This is a genomic window from Streptomyces sp. NPDC001156 (assembly GCF_053598275.1).
The window spans coordinates 1-19,192 of the sequence record NZ_JBSFJX010000105.1 but is presented as its reverse complement, the minus strand read 5'-3'; the positions used below and the strand labels follow the sequence as shown (position 1 = coordinate 19,192).

Annotated in this window: 21 protein-coding genes; 11 read left to right on the top strand and 10 right to left on the bottom strand. The window is 69.3% G+C overall.

All coding sequences use genetic code 11. The features are described from left to right. Nucleotides 1–12: 12 nt before the first annotated feature. Nucleotides 13–1,002 carry a pirin family protein gene (locus tag ACWDA7_RS33800; protein WP_450609286.1) on the bottom strand — a complete coding sequence of 330 codons (990 nt, stop codon included), beginning with the start codon at nt 1,000–1,002 and terminating at the stop codon, nt 13–15. A gap of 123 nt (nt 1,003–1,125) precedes the next feature. On the opposite strand from ACWDA7_RS33800, the gene ACWDA7_RS33795 reads away from it, so the two are divergent. The 4 genes from ACWDA7_RS33795 (at nt 1,126) to ACWDA7_RS33780 (ending at nt 4,998) form a co-directional block, all read left to right on the top strand. Beyond that, nucleotides 1,126–1,614 carry a carboxymuconolactone decarboxylase family protein gene (locus ACWDA7_RS33795; RefSeq protein WP_450609284.1) on the top strand — a complete coding sequence of 163 codons (489 nt, stop codon included), beginning with the start codon at nt 1,126–1,128 and terminating at the stop codon, nt 1,612–1,614. 268 nt (nt 1,615–1,882) lie between these two features. Continuing rightward, nucleotides 1,883–3,085: an MFS transporter gene (locus ACWDA7_RS33790; protein ID WP_450609282.1), complete on the top strand. Its 1,203-nt coding sequence runs from the start codon at nt 1,883–1,885 to the stop codon at nt 3,083–3,085. Nucleotides 3,086–3,116: 31 nt separating this feature from the next. Further along, nucleotides 3,117–4,256, top strand: coding sequence for an alpha/beta hydrolase fold domain-containing protein (locus tag ACWDA7_RS33785; protein WP_450609280.1), 1,140 nt, complete (start codon nt 3,117–3,119; stop codon nt 4,254–4,256). A gap of 22 nt (nt 4,257–4,278) precedes the next feature. Beyond that, the gene (locus tag ACWDA7_RS33780; protein WP_450609278.1) at nt 4,279–4,998 is read left to right on the top strand and encodes an alpha/beta fold hydrolase; all 720 of its coding nucleotides are present in this window, start codon (nt 4,279–4,281) and stop codon (nt 4,996–4,998) included. A gap of 237 nt (nt 4,999–5,235) precedes the next feature. On the opposite strand, the gene ACWDA7_RS33775 is transcribed toward ACWDA7_RS33780, so the two are convergent. From ACWDA7_RS33775 to ACWDA7_RS33765, 3 genes are read right to left on the bottom strand one after another with little or no spacing between them, the layout of a single operon-like run. Next, nucleotides 5,236–5,508, bottom strand: a complete 273-nt coding sequence (locus ACWDA7_RS33775) for a DUF6510 family protein (protein WP_450609276.1) — start codon at nt 5,506–5,508, stop codon at nt 5,236–5,238. A gap of 26 nt (nt 5,509–5,534) precedes the next feature. Then, nucleotides 5,535–6,245: a ferredoxin reductase gene (locus ACWDA7_RS33770; protein ID WP_450609274.1), complete on the bottom strand. Its 711-nt coding sequence runs from the start codon at nt 6,243–6,245 to the stop codon at nt 5,535–5,537. Nucleotides 6,246–6,247: 2 nt separating this feature from the next. Beyond that, the gene (locus ACWDA7_RS33765) at nt 6,248–6,847 is read right to left on the bottom strand and encodes a sulfite oxidase-like oxidoreductase (RefSeq protein WP_450609272.1); all 600 of its coding nucleotides are present in this window, start codon (nt 6,845–6,847) and stop codon (nt 6,248–6,250) included. A gap of 233 nt (nt 6,848–7,080) precedes the next feature. Here ACWDA7_RS33765 and ACWDA7_RS33760 point away from each other — a divergent pair, with 233 nt between their 5' ends. Both ACWDA7_RS33760 and ACWDA7_RS33755 read left to right on the top strand, forming a co-directional pair. Next, nucleotides 7,081–7,494 (top strand): hypothetical protein, encoded by a 414-nt coding sequence (locus tag ACWDA7_RS33760; RefSeq protein ID WP_450609270.1) that lies wholly within the window; start codon nt 7,081–7,083, stop codon nt 7,492–7,494. 175 nt (nt 7,495–7,669) lie between these two features. Further along, nucleotides 7,670–8,206 carry an NUDIX hydrolase family protein gene (locus ACWDA7_RS33755; protein WP_359391396.1) on the top strand — a complete coding sequence of 179 codons (537 nt, stop codon included), beginning with the start codon at nt 7,670–7,672 and terminating at the stop codon, nt 8,204–8,206. Between the two features lie 146 nt (nt 8,207–8,352). On the opposite strand, the gene ACWDA7_RS33750 is transcribed toward ACWDA7_RS33755, so the two are convergent. Then, nucleotides 8,353–8,907: an ester cyclase gene (locus ACWDA7_RS33750; RefSeq protein ID WP_450609268.1), complete on the bottom strand. Its 555-nt coding sequence runs from the start codon at nt 8,905–8,907 to the stop codon at nt 8,353–8,355. A 170-nt stretch (nt 8,908–9,077) separates the two neighbouring features. Here ACWDA7_RS33750 and ACWDA7_RS33745 point away from each other — a divergent pair, with 170 nt between their 5' ends. Together ACWDA7_RS33745 and ACWDA7_RS33740 are read left to right on the top strand one after the other, a co-directional pair. Further along, the gene (locus tag ACWDA7_RS33745) at nt 9,078–9,689 is read left to right on the top strand and encodes a TetR/AcrR family transcriptional regulator (protein WP_450609266.1); all 612 of its coding nucleotides are present in this window, start codon (nt 9,078–9,080) and stop codon (nt 9,687–9,689) included. A gap of 332 nt (nt 9,690–10,021) precedes the next feature. After that, a complete protein-coding gene (locus ACWDA7_RS33740; RefSeq protein WP_450609264.1) occupies nt 10,022–11,026 on the top strand; it encodes a helix-turn-helix domain-containing protein in 1,005 nt (334 codons plus the stop codon). Between the two features lie 137 nt (nt 11,027–11,163). Here the strand turns inward: ACWDA7_RS33740 and ACWDA7_RS33735 are convergent, their stop codons facing one another. Further along, the gene (locus ACWDA7_RS33735; protein ID WP_450609262.1) at nt 11,164–11,487 is read right to left on the bottom strand and encodes a YbhB/YbcL family Raf kinase inhibitor-like protein; all 324 of its coding nucleotides are present in this window, start codon (nt 11,485–11,487) and stop codon (nt 11,164–11,166) included. Nucleotides 11,488–11,626: 139 nt separating this feature from the next. Between ACWDA7_RS33735 and ACWDA7_RS33730 the strand changes: the two genes are divergently transcribed. Beyond that, a complete protein-coding gene (locus tag ACWDA7_RS33730) occupies nt 11,627–12,157 on the top strand; it encodes a nucleoside-triphosphatase (protein WP_450609260.1) in 531 nt (176 codons plus the stop codon). 597 nt (nt 12,158–12,754) lie between these two features. On the opposite strand, the gene ACWDA7_RS33725 is transcribed toward ACWDA7_RS33730, so the two are convergent. Continuing rightward, nucleotides 12,755–13,078 (bottom strand): hypothetical protein, encoded by a 324-nt coding sequence (locus ACWDA7_RS33725; protein ID WP_450609258.1) that lies wholly within the window; start codon nt 13,076–13,078, stop codon nt 12,755–12,757. 2,137 nt (nt 13,079–15,215) lie between these two features. Continuing rightward, nucleotides 15,216–15,557: a hypothetical protein gene (locus tag ACWDA7_RS33720; protein WP_450609256.1), complete on the bottom strand. Its 342-nt coding sequence runs from the start codon at nt 15,555–15,557 to the stop codon at nt 15,216–15,218. Nucleotides 15,558–15,577: 20 nt separating this feature from the next. On the opposite strand from ACWDA7_RS33720, the gene ACWDA7_RS33715 reads away from it, so the two are divergent. Together ACWDA7_RS33715 and ACWDA7_RS33710 are read left to right on the top strand one after the other, a co-directional pair. After that, nucleotides 15,578–15,772 carry a hypothetical protein gene (locus ACWDA7_RS33715; RefSeq protein WP_450609255.1) on the top strand — a complete coding sequence of 65 codons (195 nt, stop codon included), beginning with the start codon at nt 15,578–15,580 and terminating at the stop codon, nt 15,770–15,772. A 239-nt stretch (nt 15,773–16,011) separates the two neighbouring features. After that, entirely contained in the window at nt 16,012–16,245 is a 234-nt protein-coding gene (locus ACWDA7_RS33710) for a GntR family transcriptional regulator (RefSeq protein ID WP_450609253.1), read from the top strand. 1,103 nt (nt 16,246–17,348) lie between these two features. On the opposite strand, the gene ACWDA7_RS33705 is transcribed toward ACWDA7_RS33710, so the two are convergent. Both ACWDA7_RS33705 and ACWDA7_RS33700 read right to left on the bottom strand, forming a co-directional pair. Continuing rightward, nucleotides 17,349–17,753 (bottom strand): transposase family protein, encoded by a 405-nt coding sequence (locus tag ACWDA7_RS33705; protein WP_450609251.1) that lies wholly within the window; start codon nt 17,751–17,753, stop codon nt 17,349–17,351. 447 nt (nt 17,754–18,200) lie between these two features. Continuing rightward, the gene (locus tag ACWDA7_RS33700) at nt 18,201–19,073 is read right to left on the bottom strand and encodes a hypothetical protein (protein ID WP_450609249.1); all 873 of its coding nucleotides are present in this window, start codon (nt 19,071–19,073) and stop codon (nt 18,201–18,203) included. Between the last annotated feature and the right edge of the window lie 119 nt (nt 19,074–19,192).

Sequence of the window (19,192 nt, the reverse complement as noted above, 5' to 3'; positions counted from 1 at the left end):
TTCGTCTGGAGGTCAGCGGCGCGCTGGGTTCTTGCGCGGCGTGATGACGGCGTTCGGCAGGGCTGGGGCGGGAAGGCGATCTCCCGGGTACCCTTCGACCGCGCCGAAGCGGTCGGAGGCGTTCTGCCATTCCTCGCGGGCCCGCACGATGTCGTCATGGCTGCGGCCGATGAAATTCCACCACATGACGATCTCTTCCTCGAAGGGGGTGCCGCCGAGCAGAACCGTCCGAGCCGTGTCCGCGGTCTCGTTGACCAGTGTCAAGGTCTCGGTGCCCGGTGCGGCGTACCCCAACTCCGCCGGGTGCAGCAGGGTGTCGGCCATGCGGACGTCGCCGTGGTCGACAAGGAGACCATGCTCGAAGTCCGGGTCCACGGCGAGCGTGATCGCCGCACCCGCATCGAGGACGATCTCGGCCCCGAGCAGCGGTGTGAAGGTCCGCACCGGGGAGGCGTGCCCGGCCAGGGAGCCGAGGAAGACCCGGAGTTCGGCGCCGTCGATCCGGAGTGGCTCGGGCACGTGGTGCTGGAAGTCCCGTGCGGTGTGCCGGTGTTCCCCGGGGAGTGCCACCCACAGCTGCACACCGTGCAGGACGGTGGTTCCCGGGGTCGACACCTCCGAGTGGCTGATGCCGTACCCGCCCGTCATCAGGTTCAGCTCACCGGGCCGCACGAAGGCGTGGCTGCCCAGGCTGTCACGGTGCTCGATCTCCCCGCTGAACAGCCAGCTCACCGTCTGCAGCCCGGTGTGCGGGTGCGGGGCGACGTCCATGCCACCGGTCTTCGCGACGTCGTCAGGACCGTAGTGGTCCGCGAAGCACCAGGCTCCGATCAGGGTCCGGGCCCGCTGGGGCAGCGTGCGCCGCACCGGCATCGCCCGTGGGCCGCCCAGCGGCACCTCGCGCGGGGTGAGCACCTCTATCTCCGGCACCTTCGCCTCCCGCCGGTCGTCCACCGCCGCTCCGCAGCGCATTTCGGCGGACTCCGCCTCGACGTCGCTCATGGATCACCGCCCTCCATCCCAGGATGGTTTTACATTCAACAATTATACAGGGATCATAGAACGATGATCCCGCCGGCGCAGCAGAGCACGGAGCCCCGAGCGGCGAACCCGAAGGAGTCCCAGTTGAGCAGCCGTACGACAGAGTCCGCGGGCCGGCGGATCTTCATCGACAAGCAGAGCCCGAAGGCCTACCACGCCCTGCTCGAGACGGCCGAGGCCGTGCGCTCCGTCGCCTCGGAAGCAGGGCTCGAGCGTATCCTCGTGGAGCTGATCAACCTCCGGGTCTCGCAGCTCAACGGCTGCGCCTCCTGCCTCGACATCCACACCAGGGCAGCCCGGCGCGCGGGCGAGACCACGCAGCGGCTCGGCGTGCTGGCGGCCTGGCGGGACACCGAACTGTTCACGCCCGAGGAACGCGCGGCGCTCGCGCTGGCGGAGTCGGTCACCGAGGCGTCGGACGCCGCGGCCCAGGAGTCCGCCTACGACGCGGCCCGCGAGGTGCTCACCGACGACCGGATCTCCGCGGTGATCTGGGTGGCGATCACGATCAACGCCTTCAACCGGGTCTCGATCATGAGCAAGCACCCGGTGCGGGCCCACGTCCCACAGTGACGCACCGGGCCCGGCACGGAGGCACGGGGCGTGCAGGATGCGCTCATCTCCTGAAGAGATGACCGTTATCAAGAACCATCGCCGTGAACAGGGAAGCGACCGGGGTACTCCGACGCTTATGCCGTCTGTGAGCACCTAGGACGCTGCTCTGTCACCGCACCGCACGCCGAGCCCTCCCGGCTCCTTCTGCGAAGAGGGGCCCGTGTCCCAGCCCATGAATGTCCGAACGCCACACAGGAGCACCACAAGCACGGCACCGGCTCACGGTGTGCCGGGCCGGCTGATCGCACTGCTGGCCGCCGCCTGCGGTATGACGGTCGCCAACCTGTACTACGCGCAGCCCCTGCTCCCCTCGCTGCGGGACGTCTTCCACCTGAGCGAGGCCACCGCGGGCCTGTTGATCACGCTCACCCAGGTCGGCTACGTGATCGGCATGCTCTTCCTGGTCCCGCTCGGCGACCGGCTGGAGAAGCGCTCCCTGATCACCACCCTGCTGACCGTCACCACCGTCGCACTGGTGGCGGCGGGCCTGGCAACCGGGTTCCCCATGCTGCTGGCCGCCTCCCTGATCAGCGGCGCCACCTCGGTGGTCGCCCAGATCCTGGTCCCCTTCGCCGCGAGCCTCGCCCCCGACCACGCGCGCGGGCGGATCGTGGGCCGGGTGATGAGCGGCCTGCTGACCGGCATCCTCCTGTCGCGGGCGGTCAGCAGCCTGGTCTCCGAGCTCGCCGGCTGGCGCGTGGTCTACCTCGGCTCGGCCGTGCTCATGGCCGTCCTGGCCGTGACGCTGCGCGTGGCGCTGCCGCAGCACGAACCCACCACGACCGTGCCCTACACCCAGGTGCTGCGCTCCACCCTCGCACTGCTGCGAACCCACCCGGCACTGCTGCGCCGCGGCCTCTACCAGGCAGCGATGTTCGGGGCGTTCAGCGCCTTCTGGACCACCGTCTCCTACCTCCTCGCCGGCCCGCGCTTCCACTACTCGGCCATCGGCGTCGGTGTGTTCGCCCTCGTCGGAGCGGCCGGTGCGGCCGTCGCCCCGCTCGCCGGACGCTGGGCCGACCGCGGGCACGCCCGGCCCGCGACCGGCATCGCGTTCGCCGTCGCCGTGCTGGCCTTCGCCGTCGGGGGCCTCGATGGGCACAGCATCCTGCTGATCGCCTTGGCCGCCGTCCTCCTCGACATGGCCGTCCAGACCACCCTCATCGTCGGCCAGCACACGATCTACCAGCTCGACCCCCACGCCCGCGCCCGCCTCAACTCCGCCTTCATCGCCACCTTCTTCATCGGCGGCGCTCTCGGATCCCAGCTCGGTTCGATCGCCTACCGGGCCGACGGCTGGGGCGCGGTCAGCCTCCTCGGCGCAGCCCTGCCGGTCCTCGCCCTGCTGTACTGGACCACCGAGCGCCGGGCCGCGAGCAAGGCGACGAACGGTGTGACTCCCGGTTACAAGTCCAGTGACGTACAGTGAACGCCTGGCGCCAAGGACCAAGGGGGCACGGGTGATTCCGGAACCGCTGCGGTTCGCCGTCCTCGGACCGCTCCGGATCCTCCGGGCAGGCGCGGAGCTGAGCCCCGGGAGCCCTCAGGAAAGGGTCCTGCTGGCACTGCTGCTGGCGCGGGCCGGGGAACCGGTTCCCGTGGCCGAGATCGTGGAGGCGCTGTGGGGCCCTTGTCCTCCGCAGAGCGCGGTCAATGTGACACGGCGTCACGTCGGTACGCTGCGACGCCTGCTGGAGCCGGACCTGCCCGCTCGCGCGAGCGGCCACTGGCTGCTGCGGAACGCGGGCGGATACCGGCTGCGGACCGACGCCGGCTCCCTCGACCTGCTGCGCTTCCGCGAGCTGCGTGAGCGGGCCCGGCAGGCCACCGCCCAGGGGACGCCGGCTCCGGCCGTGGAGCTCCTCATCGAGGCGCTGTCCCTGTGGCGGGATCCCGTGGCCGCCGACATTCCCGAAGTGGCGCGCGCTCACACGGCGTTCCGGTCACTCACGCACGAACGCGCCGCCGCCGCCCAGGAGGCCGCCGACGCCGCCCTGTCGGCCGGCATCCCCGAATCGGTCCTGCCCGAGCTCCGCCGGGCCGCCGTCGACCACCCGCTGGACGAGCCGCTGCTGGCCCGGCTGATCCTCCTCCTGGCGGCCTGCGGCCTTCGGACGGAAGCGGTGCAGACGTACGAGCGCGCACGGACCCTGCTGGCCAAGGAGCGCGGCGGGATCCCCCTGGTTCAGCAGGTGTTGTTCTACCCGGTGACCGACGCTTCCTTCGACACCGGCTCCTACCACCAGTTCGCCACCGGCTACTTCCTGCGCTGCGATGGCATGCAGTGGTTCTGGGACCAGTACACGACCGACGAGAGCGATCGCGCCCAGATCACCGCGTCCCCGCTGCGCGCGACCACCGAACAACTCGCGGGCCTTCCCCCGGCCCTTGTGATCACCGCCGAGGCCGACGTCCTGCGCGACGAGGGCGAGGCCTACGCGGGCAAGCTCCGCGAGGCAGGCGTCCCGGTCACCGCCGTGCGCGTCCAAGGCATCATCCACGACTTCGTGATGCTCAACGCGCTGCGCGAGACCCACGCCGCCGAAGTCGCCATCACGCTCGCTGCCACCACCCTGCGCGGTGCGCTGCACGCCGGCTGAAATCCGAGGAGGAACAGCACAGATGACCACGTCCACCCCCACCGTGCTTCTTGTGCACGGTGCATTCGCCGACGCGGCCGGCTGGTCCGGCGTCATCGCGGAACTGCAAAGCGAGGGCATCGCGGTCGTGGCGCCGCCGAACCCGCTGCGCGGGCTCGCCTCGGACGCCGCCTACGTCGCCTCCGTGGCCTCCCAGATCGACGGTCCCGTCGTGCTGGTGGGTCACTCGTACGGCGGCGCGCTGATCACGGAGGCCGGCGTGATGGAGAACGTCGTCGGGCTTGTCTACGTGGCGGCCTACGCCCTCGAGGAGGGCGAGAGCCTCGGCGAACTCCAGGGCCGCTTCCCCGACTCGCCGCTGGCGAGCAGCCTGAAGCAGTGGACCTATCCGACGGCGGACGGCGACCCCGCCGTCGAGGTCACCATTCGGGAGGACGCCTTCCCCTCGGTCTTCGCCGCCGATGTGTCGGCCGACGTCACAAAGGTCCTGGCGGTGGCCCAGCGTCCGCTGGCCGCCTCGGCGTTCACCGAGAAGGCCACCGCCGCCGGGTGGCGGACCCGGCCGTCCTGGGCTCTCGTGTCGGGCGCCGACCAGGCCATCAACCCGGAGGTGCAGCGCTTCGGCGCGAAGCGGGCGGGTGCCACGGTCGTCGAGATCGAGGGCGCGTCGCACGCGGTCGCGATCTCGCGGCCGAAGGAGGTCGCCGGCCTGATCCGCGACGCGGTCCGCGCCACGGGCTGAGCGACCGCACCGGGGATCGCGCGGGCGCCCCGCCAGGCGCCCGCGCGATTTCCGTTGCCGCACACTCGCTCTTCCTGCGGCCGGCACCTTCCGCCGGCCCGTCGGACTTTCATGGTCTTCAGAACGCGTGAAAGGCGGCCGTCCTCCGGGACGGCCGCCTTTCACGCACTGGTTCGGGGCGCGCCGGGGCGACCCGAGGACGCGGACGTGCCCCGAGCCTGCGGAGACGCGGCGGGCCTAGGCGGTACGGAACCGGAAAGCGCCGGTGCCGCCGCCCAGCGTGAGCCAGACGTACTCACCCTCCCGGACGAGCCGCAGGGCGATGTACGCGCATCCGGGACAGCGCGCGGTCAGACCAGGCTCGGGCCCGTAGACGTGCAGCCCGGCGAGCGGGCCGGACAGCGCGCACTCCGGGCAGCGCCACCAGGCCGTGGTGGGCTCCACGGCGAGGATCTCGGAGAGCGGGCCGGCGAGGCAGTTGCCGTCGAGGTGGGTGGTGACGTCTGCCATGAGGACCTCCCGTGCGGGTCGTCGGGTCATCCGAAGCGCTCGGTGCGGATGGTCGCGGGGTCTCGCCCCATGCCGGTCAGCAGGTCGCCGACGGCCTCGACGAACCCAGTGGGCCCGCAGACGTAGACGGGGCTGGCCGGGAACAGCCGGGCCGTCAGATCATCGAGGTCGGCCGCGGTGACGCGGCCGGGCGCGCGTGTGCTGTCCGGCGGGGCCTGCCGGGTGTACACGATGCGGACGTCGAGGCCCTCGTCACCGTCGGCCAGGTGGTCGCGGTACCAGACGTCCTCGGGCGTGCGCACCGAATACAGCAGATGGAAGGGGCTGCGTGAGTCGGCCTCACGATGTGCCCGGATCATGGCCACCAGGGGGACGACACCGGAGCCGCCGGCCACCAGGAGCACCGGGTCGGTCTGTCCGGTGCGCCACACGAACCAGTTGCCGAGCGGCCCGCGGACTTCAACGTCCGCCGCCGGCGGCAGGTCGTCGGCCAGGTAGGGCGAGACCTCCCCGTCGGGCACGGCCTGCACGCCCAGCTCGATCGTCTCGCCGTCGGCGGGCGCGGCCAGGGAGTAGCTGCGCACCGCCTGGTAGCCGTCGTCGGCGGTGAGTCGTACGTCGACGTGCTGACCCGCCAGATGGCCGGGCCAGCCGGGCACGTCGAAGACCAGCGAGCGGGCGGTGGGGGTCTGCGACCGCCGCTCGACGAGCCGCGCCCTCAGCCACGGGATGCGCACGGTCAGTCCCCCCAGTTGCGCTGCTCGCGCCACGGGTCGCCGTAGTTGTGGTAGCCGACCGACTCCCAGAAGCCGGGATCGTCCTCCAGGGTCAGCCGCAGCCCGTGCACCCACTTGGCGGACTTCCAGAAGTAGAGGTGCGGCACGAGCAGGCGTGCGGGTCCGCCGTGTTCGGGTGAGAGGGGGTAGCCGTCGTACGTGTGGGCGATCCAGGCCTTGCCGTCGAGCAGGTCCTCCAGTGGGAGGTTGGTCGTGTAACCGCCGTAGCTGCTGACGACGACATAGTCCGCGGCCGTCTCGACGTCCTCCAGGAAGGCGTCGAGGGGCACTCCGCGCCAGTGCGTGTCGAACTTCGACCACCGCGTCACACAGTGAATGTCCTGGACGGTCTCCTGCTGCGGCAGGGCCATCATCTGGTCCCAGGTCCAGCTGCGTGCCTCACCGAGCTCCGAGGTCACGGTGAACGTCCAGTCCTCGGCAGCGACGCGCGGCGTGGGCCCCGCGGACAGCACGGGGAACGACTCGGTCGGGTACTGCCCGGGAGGCAGCCGCTCCGCCAAGGAGCGGGCGCGCCCGCGGAAGCCCGGTGAAAAGGAATTCACAGCATCGTCTCCTGAGCCGAAGTGCAGGCCGATCAGCCCGGCCACCTACGGTTCAGCACCCAGTGTCGGGGGGCGGGAGCCGGTTGACCACTCGGCCGGGCACGACCCTAGAGATCCGCGGTGCACGCGTGTGGCCCGGTAGCGCACGCGGTCGGTTCCGTCAGCGCACTGTTCGCTCCTCGGCGCGGAAGCCGGCGGGATCGTCCCGCGGTCCGGCGGGGTACGTCTGGGATGTGGAGCCCATCCCGCGCGCCGCCCAGTTGGAGGCGCTGACCGGCCTTCTCGACGAGGCGCTCGCGACCCAGGTCGCGACGGACAGCGCGGTGGCCGCCTGCGGTGAACCGGGACCCGTCTCCGCACAGGTCGCCCGGGACTGCGGCCGGCAGAGCGTCGCCCTGCAGCGGCTGCTCGGGCGCCTGCGGCGGCTGCCGGTGACGGACCCCGACCTCCTCGACGCCAAGCTCCACGCGGTCCGCTTGCTCGCCTATCAGCAGTGGATGGTGCGCGAGGCACTGGATCTCGCCTTCACCACGCACCCGGACGCCCGGACGGAGGCCGCGCGGCTCGGCCTGAACGGTCTGGGCCGCCCGGCGGACGACCTGCGCCGTTTGCGGGAAGCTCTGCCGAGCCCGGGCGACGGGGCGTGAGGTGCGTACCGGCCGGCTTCGCCCCCACCGGAGCGGCGGCAGACCCCGCCCGGAGACCGCATGTGCCCGGGCGCCATCACCGCGTCGGGGGACGGATCGGCTCCCGTCCGTGTGACTTGCGGCTGACCTGGACAGACACGCGGACAACACGAGGTGTGGACCGTACGATCGGGCAATGCCCGACACGACCGAAACCACGCCCGGCTGGCTGAGTCCCGACGAACTCGAGCTCGCGCGTGCGCGTATGCCCATCCTGTACGTGGAAGCCGTGCCTGTGCGCGTCGACGACAGCGGTGAAGTCACCAGCATCGGACTGCTGCTGCGGATCGGTCCCGACGGGACCGTCAGCCGCACGCTCGTCTCCGGGCGGGTCCTGCATCACGAGCGGGTCCGCGACGCCCTGCTGCGTCATCTGGAGAAGGATCTGGGGCCCGTGGCGCTCCCCCGCGTCCCCCCGTCCCTGCAGCCCTTCACCGTCGCCGAGTACTTCCCGACCCAAGGGATCACACCGTTCCACGACCCCCGCCAGCACGCGGTGGCCCTCGCCTACATCGTGCCGGTCGCCGGCGACTGCCGCCCTCGCCAGGACGCGCTCGACCTCGTGTGGTTCAGCCCGCAGGAAGCCGCCTCGGCCCTGGTGCAGAACGACATGCCGGGCGGGCAGGGCGTGCTGCTCAAACAGGCGCTGGCCCACGTCGGCTATCTGGCCTGAGCGGCGGGTCAGCCGGCCCGGGCCGCCGGGACTGAGGCCCCGGGCCGGCGGACCCGACGACAGCCTCCCGCCGAACGCGCAGTAGGCGGCCATGCCCTCGTTCGGGCAGCGGCTGCTTGGGCTTCCGGCGTGCCGTGCGCGCCCCGTCACCCCTTCAGCGACGCGGCCGCCTCGGCCGCCTCCGCCGCGACCTCGGCGGCCGCGCGGGCCGCGCGTCCGGTCACCCGCCAGGCGAGCATGCGCAACGCGGTGGGCGGAGCCGGAGGGAAGACACCGAGCTGACCGAGCATGGTGATGTCGTCACGCACCGCCTCATGTCCGACGACCTTGCCGTCGCGCAGGTCGAGCACATGGATCTGCTCGTAGTCGATCTCACGGCCGGTGGGGGGCACGGCCTGGTCGAGCGCGCCGTCGCGGAACCGGACGAACGCGCCGGTGTGACGGCCCTGCATGCGCAGCCGTACCCAGACCTGGTCGTCGTTGCGGGCGACGCCGAGGACGGGGAAGCGCAGGTCGCTGAAGGCGTACCGCATCCACGCACCCGAGGCGAGGGTGCCCGCGGGTCCGCGGAGCGCGCAGGCCTGAGGTGCCACGGCCGCTTCGCGGTTGCGGAAGTCCTCGTGCACCACATCCAGTGCCAGCGCCGGATCTCCGGTCGCAAGGACCCGGAAGAGCCCGTCGGCCAGCTCCGTGGCATCCATACCCATTGCTTCCATGCCTTTCAGCGGTCGTGCGAGGCGTGCGCCTCGGTCGCGGGGACGGACGGGGCAGCACGGGGCATCCCCTGTTCCACCGCCCGCTCCTCCGATTGAGGTTATAAGGCGCCTAATGAATAGTGCAATCATGTGATCACTTTCACTAAGATGACGGCATGTCCTCTCCTCGCCGCTATGTCTCCCCGCTGCGCGAGCAGGCCGCCGCGCGGACCCGTGCCCTGATCCTCGAGCGGGCCACGGAACTGTTCGCCGAGCGCGGGTACGGCCGGGTGACCGTCGCGGACATCGCCTCGGCCGCCGGCGTCGCACCGAAGACCGTCTTCGCGAGCGTCGGTAGCAAGGGCGACATCCTGGACCGGATCGTCGAACAGGGCGAGCGCGACTCCGGCTACGAGCAGTCCCTGGCGGACCTGCTCGCGCTGCGCACGCCCCAGGCGGTCCTCGAACGGCTCGCCCGTGGCACGCGCTTCGGCAACGAGAGCCAGTTCACGGTGCACGAGTCGATCCGCAAGGCGCTGCCGGTCCACGAGAACGGGGAGGAGCTCTGGGATCGCTACACCGCGGTCTATCGCTCGGTACTGGGCGCCGCCGCTCGCCATCTGCACATTCTCGAACCGCGTCCCCCGTACTCGGTCGAGGAGACGGCGGACCTGCTGTGGTTCTGGTTCGGCCCGTCGGGCTGGCGCACCCTCGTGGTCGAGAACGGCCTGTCGTGGGACCGAGCCCAGGACCTCCTCCACCGCACGGCGGTCGCCACGCTGTGCTGAGGGGCGGCGCCTCCAGGCGCTCAACGCGGAGCCTCCTGCCGCCCGGTGCGCCAGCGGTCAGGGCCTTTCCGCGCACCGCTGATTCAGCGCGGTCGTCAGCAGGCCGTCCCGGATGCACGGCATCGCGAATGTGACGCTGCGCATCCCGGCGCGGGACCCTCGGGTGACACCGTCCGGCAGCCGACACAGCGCGCCCACCTGCAAAAAGGCCCGCCCTCTGTGAGGCGGTCAGCGGTGGGCGAGGGGGCGGCGGCCGGACCCTCACCCACCGATTTGCCATTCCGTGTAGTACGGTGCTCAACCGATAAGCTGCCGGTCTCGGGGAGGGCGCCGTGGCGCTGGAGGCCGCTGGGGTCTCGGATGTCGAGGAGTCGGTGTACCGGCTGCTCGTGACGTCAGGGCGGGCCTCCGCCACCGATGTCGCCCACAGGACGGGACTGAACGAGGCAGAGGCCGCTCATGTCCTGCACACGCTGGCCTCCAAGGGGATGGCGAGCCACACGGACGGCAGGCCGCGGTTCTTCCGGGCCACTCCCCCCGACGTGGCGCTCCTGCCGAGGCTGAAGCGCAGCGCCGATGCGCTGGACCTCGCCCGGGCCGAGGCCACCAGTCTGCTCGAGTCCTACCGGGACACCATGCGCAGGCAGGACGCCGGCGAGCTGATCGAGGTCATCACCGGCGCGGAGGCGCTGCGCCAGCATCTGCGCCAGATCCAGGCGAGCGCCCACGACGAGATGCTCTGGTTCTGCAAGGCCCAGTACGTGGCCATGCCCTCGGGCAGCAACACCTCGGAGTTCGACGCCCTGGCCCGTGGGGTGCGCTACCGCGTCGTGTACGAAAAGGCCTTCTTCGACGACGAGGGGGCCGTCGACAACGTGGTGGCGGGCGTGCGCGCCGGAGAGACCGCCCGCGCGGTACCGCATCTGCCGCTGCGCCTGGCGATCGCGGACCGCTCCATCGCCGTCTGCCCGCTCGTGCCGGGCGGGCCGCGCGGCAGCGCCGAGGAGCCCACCGCGGCCCTGGTCCGGGACAGCAATCTGCTCGCCGCCTTGATCGCTCTTTTCGAACGCTACTGGGAGGACGCCGTCCCGCTGGGCGTCGACGACAGCGGGACGGTCTCCGGAACCGACGGGGTGACCGGTCCCGATCCGCTGACCGCCACCGACCTGCGGCTGCTCGCCCTGCTGGTCGCCGGTGTGGCGGACAAGGCGATCGCGACGCAGATGGGGCTGAGCCGGCGCACCGTGCAGCGCCGCATCCAGCACATGATGGAACTCGCGGGTGCGGCCACCCGCATGCAACTCGCCTGGCACGCGGCCCGCCGGGGCTGGCTGTGACGGCACCTCGCACGCGGAGGGCCCCACAGGCCCCTGCCCGTGAAGGCCCTTCGCGCCGTCGGGACGACAGGGTTTCGATCAGCGTCGGCTAGTGCGCAGCGCTGACGTCCGGGCCGGGCGACGTGCCGGTCCGGACGTCAGCGGCGTGGACCGCGTCCGAGCGGAGGCATGGGACCGCCCCAGCCCACTCGTCCGAAGTCGTTGGGCCACGCGTGGCCGCCCGCAGGCACCTCGCCCTTGCCGACACCGGAACTGTCCGGGGCGATGCTCGTGACCAGCCAGTGGAGGAACGTCCCTCCCGGCGCGCCTGGGTCTTCGCAGACCAGGACCAGCTCCGGTGTGCCCTCCGGTGCCGTCGACCAGGTCAAGGGAGGCGAGATGTCGTCCCCCTCCACGCTGTGGTGGCGTGGAATCATCTGACGGTCGCCGAACGCCGTGCTGCTGAGCTCAATTGCGGTCATGGGCGCCGCTCTACCCGGTGAACCGTATGAACATCACCAGGTGGGCGCACAAGACACACCCGATCAGCCCAGTTGGGGCAGCGAGGCCCTTCCCGCTGGAACCCTCATGGAAGCACGCCGACCCGAGAGGGAGTACGAAATGCGGACGAGGATCCTGTTGGAGGGACGCCCCGGTGTGGGTAAGACGACCGCCGTCCGCCGACTGGCCGTGCTTCTGCCCAGCCGCGCCATCGTCGGCTTCACCACGGAGGAGATCCGGCAGGACGGCGCCCGGGTCGGTTTCGCTCCACAGACGGCGGCGGGACACCGCGCCGTGCTCGCCCATGTCGACTTCCCGGGACCGCCGAGGGTAGGAAAATACGGCGTCAACCTGGACGTGATGGACCAGGAGGCGCTGCCGGCGCTGACGTCCGCTTCGGCGGGTCCGGTGCCTGGACAGCTCGTGCTCATCGACGAGCTCGGGCGGATGGAGTTGGCCTCTGCCTCGTTCAGGGAGGTTGCCCGGTCCGTGTTCGAGGCCGACACTGATGTCATCGCGACCGTTCACGCGCACAGCGACCCGTTCACCGACGCCCTGAAACGGCGCCCCGGCGTCGAACTCATCGCCGTCACCTGTGCGAACCGGGACGCTCTCCCCGGCGAACTGGCGGCCCGGCTGGAGAACCGGTGACAGGTTCGGACAAAGATCAACAATAGCAGGCAAACGCGCAGGTCAGCGCATATGCTGGCTTATGAGACCTCACGCCCAAGTCGCTGCGTGTGGCTCAACCCCGAGCATGGGCCGGCCTTGGCCTCGCTTCCGTTCGACCTTTTCTGGGCGACGACGTGGGAGGAGGAGGCCAACACCTCTCTGGCGCTCCTACTCGGGCTCACCGAACTGCCGTACATCTCGCGGCGAATATCGCATCCCACGCCGGATACGGAAGGCCCGTTCTGAAATTCCACCGAGATCGTCGCCCAGGCGAGCGACAGGCCGTTCGCCTGGCACGGCGGCCAGGACACTGACCCCGACCGCGTCTGGGTCGCGAGGACCACCCGGCCCCGCCCTGCTGCGCCACCTCGACCCCCGACTCGGCCCGCGTACAGCCGACTTTGCATCACTTCGCACATGGGCTGCCGCGCCGCCAGCACGGATGTGGAACCCAGCGATGAACCGGATCGCACAGGCGCCGGAGTTCCTCACATCTGCGCGGCGAGCCAACACCAGCGTCCAGCTGTCCGAGGCCGCGACGCAGCACGGGCTGGAGGCCGTGCCATGTGTCTCGCGTCAAGCTTTTGGCTCAGTGATCTGGGCTTGAAAATTGGGGATGCAGGGGCTGGTCGCGGTAGACCTCGAGCGGGCGTGGCCGGCCGGGGCCTCGTGCGAGTGGATGCGGTTGAAGACGTGCCGGTAGTGCTCGTCCTCGCGGGCGAGTGTGCTGAGGTCCTCGATCCCCAGCCGGTAGAGGTGCTCGTACTTCAGCACGGCGAAGGCGCGCTCGCGTACGCCGTTGTGGCCGGGGCTCTTGGCCCGGGTACGGATGTGCAGCAGCCCGTCCGCCGGAGCGATGGGTACGAAATCGGCAACGTCTGGGGCGCCCGGCAGCAGCACCTCAGCCGCAGGATGGCTGGGGGCCTGTGCACCATGCGCCGTGGAGGTTGAGGGCTGGAGGCCTACGAGGCGCTACACCCGTCGGCCGAGCGAGGAGATACACCTCCTGCCTGGCCCGCCTCAAGGCATCCCCACACCGGGCCCGAGCGCGACGGGTTGCCGGCGCGCAATCGAGCAGCATGCCCCGCCAATCCCCGAGGCTGTCGCTCAATCACGCCCGCACCACACCCCTCCCTCATCCGTCAATCGGCGTGGGAAAAGAGGCAGCAGAGGGGATGTCAGAGCCCGACCACGCCTCAAAAAGCTTGGTGACCTGCCGAAACGCGCCAGCCCTGATCAATATCAGGCAAGAGTTGTTGCAAGAGATGTCGCATGAGAAGACGCAAGGGTAGGCGCATGAGATGTCGCGGGATCTGGCGTGTTGACCCCCAAACGGAACGATTTCACCAAGCAGGCGAACAACATGGTGCATGCTGACGAGCCCGAACAGGCCCTTTGCCTTGAACAACACATGGTGGTCGCGGCAGAGGCCATGTGCGAGCTTGGTAAACTGATCGCCTGCCATGACACGCTACGGGGATCCCGGCTTCATCGCCGCGCTAGGAATCGCGAGCCGACGTGACCGCGAAAGTCCAGGCCGCATCCGCGAAGCTGGCGTCGACAGATGCAGGGCAGCCGGTGATGGAGTAGACGATCTCGCCCAAGGCGCCGTCCGGCCGCCGCAGGCGCTCGCGGACGAGGCAGCCGTACCCCTCCAGTGCCCTCAAACCAGCGCGCGCACAACTAGTCGGCAGGTCGCAGCCATCAAAACGCGGCGGATCCCCGCTCCGGAGAGAGGTGACTGGCCCCGTCGGACGACGTGAGATCCATGCCGTCACCTCACCTCCGACCAGGCCGGCGCGATCCGGCAACATGCCTGCTGCGCTGCCGTGGCCGGCCTCGTGGTCAGGCCCGACCACGCATGGTCGGCCCACCCGTCGACGCCGCGCAACCGCAACTGCTACAGCCAGCACGAGAAATGCGTGAGGTATTGCGCAGTCGAATGGCGTGGGCAGTTGCGCAAGCGGGTGTACGTGTCGGCTCCCGTCGTTGCACAACGAGCACTGGTGCGCACTCGGTCCCCGTGGCAGATGCCACGTCAGGTCTGCGCAGGAACGTGACGGCCGTTCCCCGCGAGCCGCATGGGGAGAGTCGACTGGCCGCCGCCGACTGCGTCCGGGGCGGAGGTCTCCAGGCGCTGTCCAAGCGTGGTCGGGGTCACGGCTTGGACCGACCATCACCCCGACCACGGATTTGTGTCCCCGTCGTGAACGTGTCCGGGCCTGCGTGGTCGGTGGTCGGGTCGAGGTCGACGGGTTGTCTCAGGGCAGAGCAGCAATCCGTTCTCACCTGGGGAGTTCGGAATGTCACCTGCCAAGCAAGTCCTGGAGGGGCACGTCGCCCCACCGATGGCCGCAGGGGCCCGCTCAGCAGATGCGGCGGGTCCGTCGGACGCAACTGGGGGCGTGGGTCGCCGTGGCGGCCGGGGCGGTCGCTCTGGCACGCTGCCGCACCGGCGACGGTGGTACAAGAAGCCACCGATACGCAGCCGCCCACAGTGGAGACGAGCGCGATCGCCAACCCGGCCCGGTACGCATCGGTTTCTCGATGCGTGACTGCGCGGCAGCAGTGCGGAGGAAGCGGGCAGTGCGCAGGAATCGCTTGCGCCGTCCAAGGCCCCGCGTGTGGACCTGGCCTTTCGGGCCGGTACGCAGCCGAAGCCGGAAGCGGTCGTGGCAGTGCGCAGTGCACAGCAGTCGGATGAGACGTGGTCAGTGCACAGGCCCACCGAGCGGCTTCTGACCACGCTCATCGCCCGGGACCTGCTGCGTGCGATGAGCTCCTGCTGTACACCTCCGGGGACCAGCGCAGGCCGTCTGGTTTTACTTCGATGAGCCGATCGCCCTCACCGGCGCGGTTCTCGAGACCATCGCCGCCACGTTCGAGAACTATCCGCAAGTACCGTGCGGGGCCCATGGCATGGCCCAGCCGCTGGCCCGCCTTCCCGCGCCGGTGCGGATTAGAGGGCATGACGAAGCCCTGTCCTTGGCGGAGAGCAGGGCTTCGAAACGGCTCCATCGGCGGAGAGTCGTCGGTTCTACGGGAGGCGTAGCGAGGCGCGCAGAAGGGCGCCCATCGTTCGCTCAGTATCGCCCGGAGGAGGCAAGCGCTCGCCACGCAACTGCGCCACCTTCACGGCGTCCTCGATGGCACGAGTGAGGTAGCGAACGGCCAAGGTGAGTTCGGCTCGCGAGACGTACGGGGCATCCGCCAAGTCGGTTGCGCGCTTCGCGTCGCTCTCAGCGACCTCCAACATCGCCGCCTCTGCGGCATCCGCGACGTCGTTGATAATGCCATCGCCCGCCGTAACGAAGGCATCGCCGCCGTTCTCAGCAGACCACGGGAGACGGCGAAGCTCGGTTGGCTCGAAGGAGCTCACACCGCCACCCCCGCACCGGGATGATCGCAGCCAGCCGCAGCCATGAGCAGATCGGTACGCCGCTCGGGCTGACGTTGACGCTCCTGCTCCCTCTCGTGAAGAAGTACGTACGGACGGACAACCTGCATGTCGTCGACCGTGAGGACATCGAACGTGTTGATCGGACGCCGGCGCTCGACGGCGATGCGGGGGGCCGACAGAACGACCGGACTTGAGTCGGCTGGAACGGGGGTCCGGCGACACTTCCCGCTGCCAGGCAGGATCAGCCTCCGAAGGGCTGCCAGTAGGGTCCGCATTGTCTCGACTCCTCGTATGCCGGGGCCACGCCCCGGGACGGGTTGCCTCCGTCGCCGGGGTCCTGGGTTTTCGAGGATACTGCGTCATACCGCGTCACGCCGCGTCATTCCGCAGCCTGGCTGAGCAGACTCCTTCTTGCCGTGGCACGGTCTAGATCATGACGGAGCTCCCGAAGTACCGATGGGCGGAGATTGCCGAGGACATCACTGAGCAGATCCGTACAGGCAGGCTCCCTGTCGGTGCTCGCCTCCCCGGCGAGCGCCTGCTCTGCGAGGAGTACGGCGCTGCACTCGGGACCATCCGGCGAGCAGTGCGGGACCTGAAGGAGCGCGGTCTCGTGGGAGTGGTGCCAGCCAAGGGGACGTACGTCCTTGCCGTGCCCGAGAAGTAGCCGGGCACCTTCGGCCCCGTTTCGACCCAGCAGAAAGTCACCTCATGACGACATGTGACCTGCAGCGGCAGCTTTCCGAGCGGCACAGGTTGCTGCTCTTACCAGCCACGGCGACTCAAACCTGCGGCTAGCGAGTACTCCACGTGCGGCCCGAGGCAGCCACGTGAAGTGCGCGCCCTGCGGGCGACGAAATCAGACATGGGGTCGACCCTCCACACGACCCTCGTTGAAGGACTGGGAGCAAGCCGACCTCTTGACCAGTAAGAGGGAGGAGGGAGCAGTAGGTCACCCGCTCCGAGAGCGCAACCATCTCGACCGGATCGCGCGATGACCACTCAACGTCAGTTGACGCTGGCGACGGCGACTGGGAACGGTGCGAGCACGGGGAGCGATAGAGAGCTCCCAAACTGCTCCCACTGACACACCAGAGGCCCTCCGAAGAGAGCCCCGACCCGCAGAAACGTCCGACATCACTGTCGGGACGACAGGATTTGAACCTGCGACCCCTTGACCCCCAGGAGTGAGGGCCATGGGTATTTTCTGGATATAACAGACTTTATTGAGGCGCTTATTGTGCGTGGACGGCCCTGCCGTTCGGGACTGCGCACACCGTGTGGTCCCCAAATGGTCCCCAAGACTGCGCCCCAGGCTGAGGAGGGTCTGATCCGCTCTCTTCGCCCCTCGCCGAGGCACGTGAGACAGGGAGCACCTTCCGTCCACGATTTCGCACCCAGGGCCGCCTCAGCAAGATGCGCCGTGCCCGCGTGTCGGCCATGACGTCAGCCCTGCCGCGCGAAGGCGCCTGTCAATTGCTTCGATGGGCAACGCCTTGGCCTTGCCACCGTTCCAATCCGACGATCAGGACGCACCAACACAGCCATTCCCCCAGCAGATCCACGGTTCTTCCCACCATGATCTGCACCCAGCACTGGCCACAGCGCTGCCCGTGACCGCTCAAGCCGGATCGCCGAGTCTCCCTTTCGGCTGGCCCACTTGCATGCAGCTACCACTGGTCCCCAGATCTGGTACCCAGCCCGACCTGCACCTAACGACCTCGTGCACGGTTAGCCGTGGCACGTCGAGGTGTGTGGCATTGTCGGTGTTCACGCTCGAAGGGCGTCGTCGCGGGTGGCGGTCTGTTGGCGTGAGAGCAGTCCGGCGACGGCTTGGACGATGTCACTCATGTGTCCACGTCGGCCGTGATGGCGGGCGAGAGCCCGCCAATTCTTCATGTGGGCGATGCCGTGCTCGACGCGGATACGCCGTGAGGAGTGCGCCTTCCGCTGGAGTTCGTGCCGTTCCTCGTACCAGGCGGGAGCGTTCTTCTTGAACTTGCGATGGGGTGGCGTCACCACGCGTCCGCCGGTCTGCGCGCCCATGCCCTGGTAGCCGGCGTCGGCGAGGATCTCCGTGAACGGGCCGTCGGCCAGGAGCTGGGCCAGTCCGAGTTGTCGGGCCTGGGTGATGTCGGCGCAGCTGCCCGGCCGGACCGGGCTGCAGAACAGCACGCGCCCGTCCGCATCCGTGAGGGATGGCCTTCACCGCGTTCTGCTTGGTCTTGCCGGAGACGAACTTGTCCCGGTCCTTGCGGCCTGCGGCCGGGCGCCGCACACGGATCTCCGTGCCATCGATGATCCCGGTCCGACCGTCGACGCCCAGGAATTCGACGACCTCGGCGAGGGTGCCCAGCCGGATGCCCGGTGCGACGGTGCAGCCCCGCTGCACGAGCAGGGGCCGGACCTCGCCGATGGCACGGGTGATGGTGGAGCGGTCCACGCCGAACCAGCAGGCCAGCACGTCATGCGTGGTGCCATGACGCAGACTCACCAACGTGGCCAGCAACCGGTCGACGAAGACGAACCTGTGCTTCGCCCCAGCCCCTACAGCCCGGTGACCCGGTACTCCGCCACAATCAACTCACGTGCCCCGGCCCCCATCATGCCCAGTTCAACGAGCTACCCGGGCGCCGAGCCACGGCCAACCGTGCACGAGGTCGTTAGCGAGACAGAGTCGTTTGCTTCCCGCTCGCTCGTCACAGAGTCCCCATCAAACCGCAGTGAGATGATCCGCGAGGCACCCACCCACCCCTGGAGGGTGTCGAGCGCGGCAGGTTCGAGCTTCGTGGTGAAAAGAAGGGCCAGGTGCTCTTTGGCCCGCGAACAGGCCACGTAGAAGAGGTTTCGTGCCCTGACGAAGGCTTCCCGCTCCTTGCCCTGCAGTTCCTGACGTCGGGAGAAGTTCGCCAGCATCTCGGGGATCTGGAAGTGAGTGTGGCCCTTGCTGATGACGGCGAGCACTCTGTCGAACTCCTGCCCTTTGACTCCGTGCTGCGTCGCGAAGTGTGTGCCACCGCCCAAGTGGTCATGCAGCGCCAACAGTTGGGCGTACGGAACAGCCCGCAGGGCGTCGTGCTCTTCTGCTCGCGCCTTGGCCTTGGCGTCATTTCCGGCCTGCGCGTCACTGTCAGCCGGTGAAACGGACTTACGGTGGCGTTCGCTGACCTTCCCTAGGACATCAAACAGTTGTTGCCTCAGGCAGAGGTCGAGGACGTCGCCGACCGTGCCACCCTCTCGGGTCTCCACCAGCTCTTTCAGGAGGGCTGCCCAGGCGTGTTTGTCCGCGGGTGAGGTGAGAAGCGAGCGGTGGCCGAGCACGTCGAACATCGCGCCGTAGCGCTTGTTCTGGTGATGGAGTAGTGCGGGTTCCAGGACGTCCAGGAAGAAGGCCATGACGTGGTCCTCCTTCTTCACATAGGACTCGTTGCGCCGGAAGGCTTGGTGGGGTCGCTGGTAGCCAAGTTCGCCCGCGATCGTCTCGTGCGTGAGCATGAGGATCTTCGTGCTGCGCGCTGCCGCCCTAGTACTGCAATCACAGTTGCAGGATGTGGCCTCGGCGTTTGTAGTGGCTGCTGCGGGCCCGGGTCTGGCTGAGACGTCTCCACCATGAC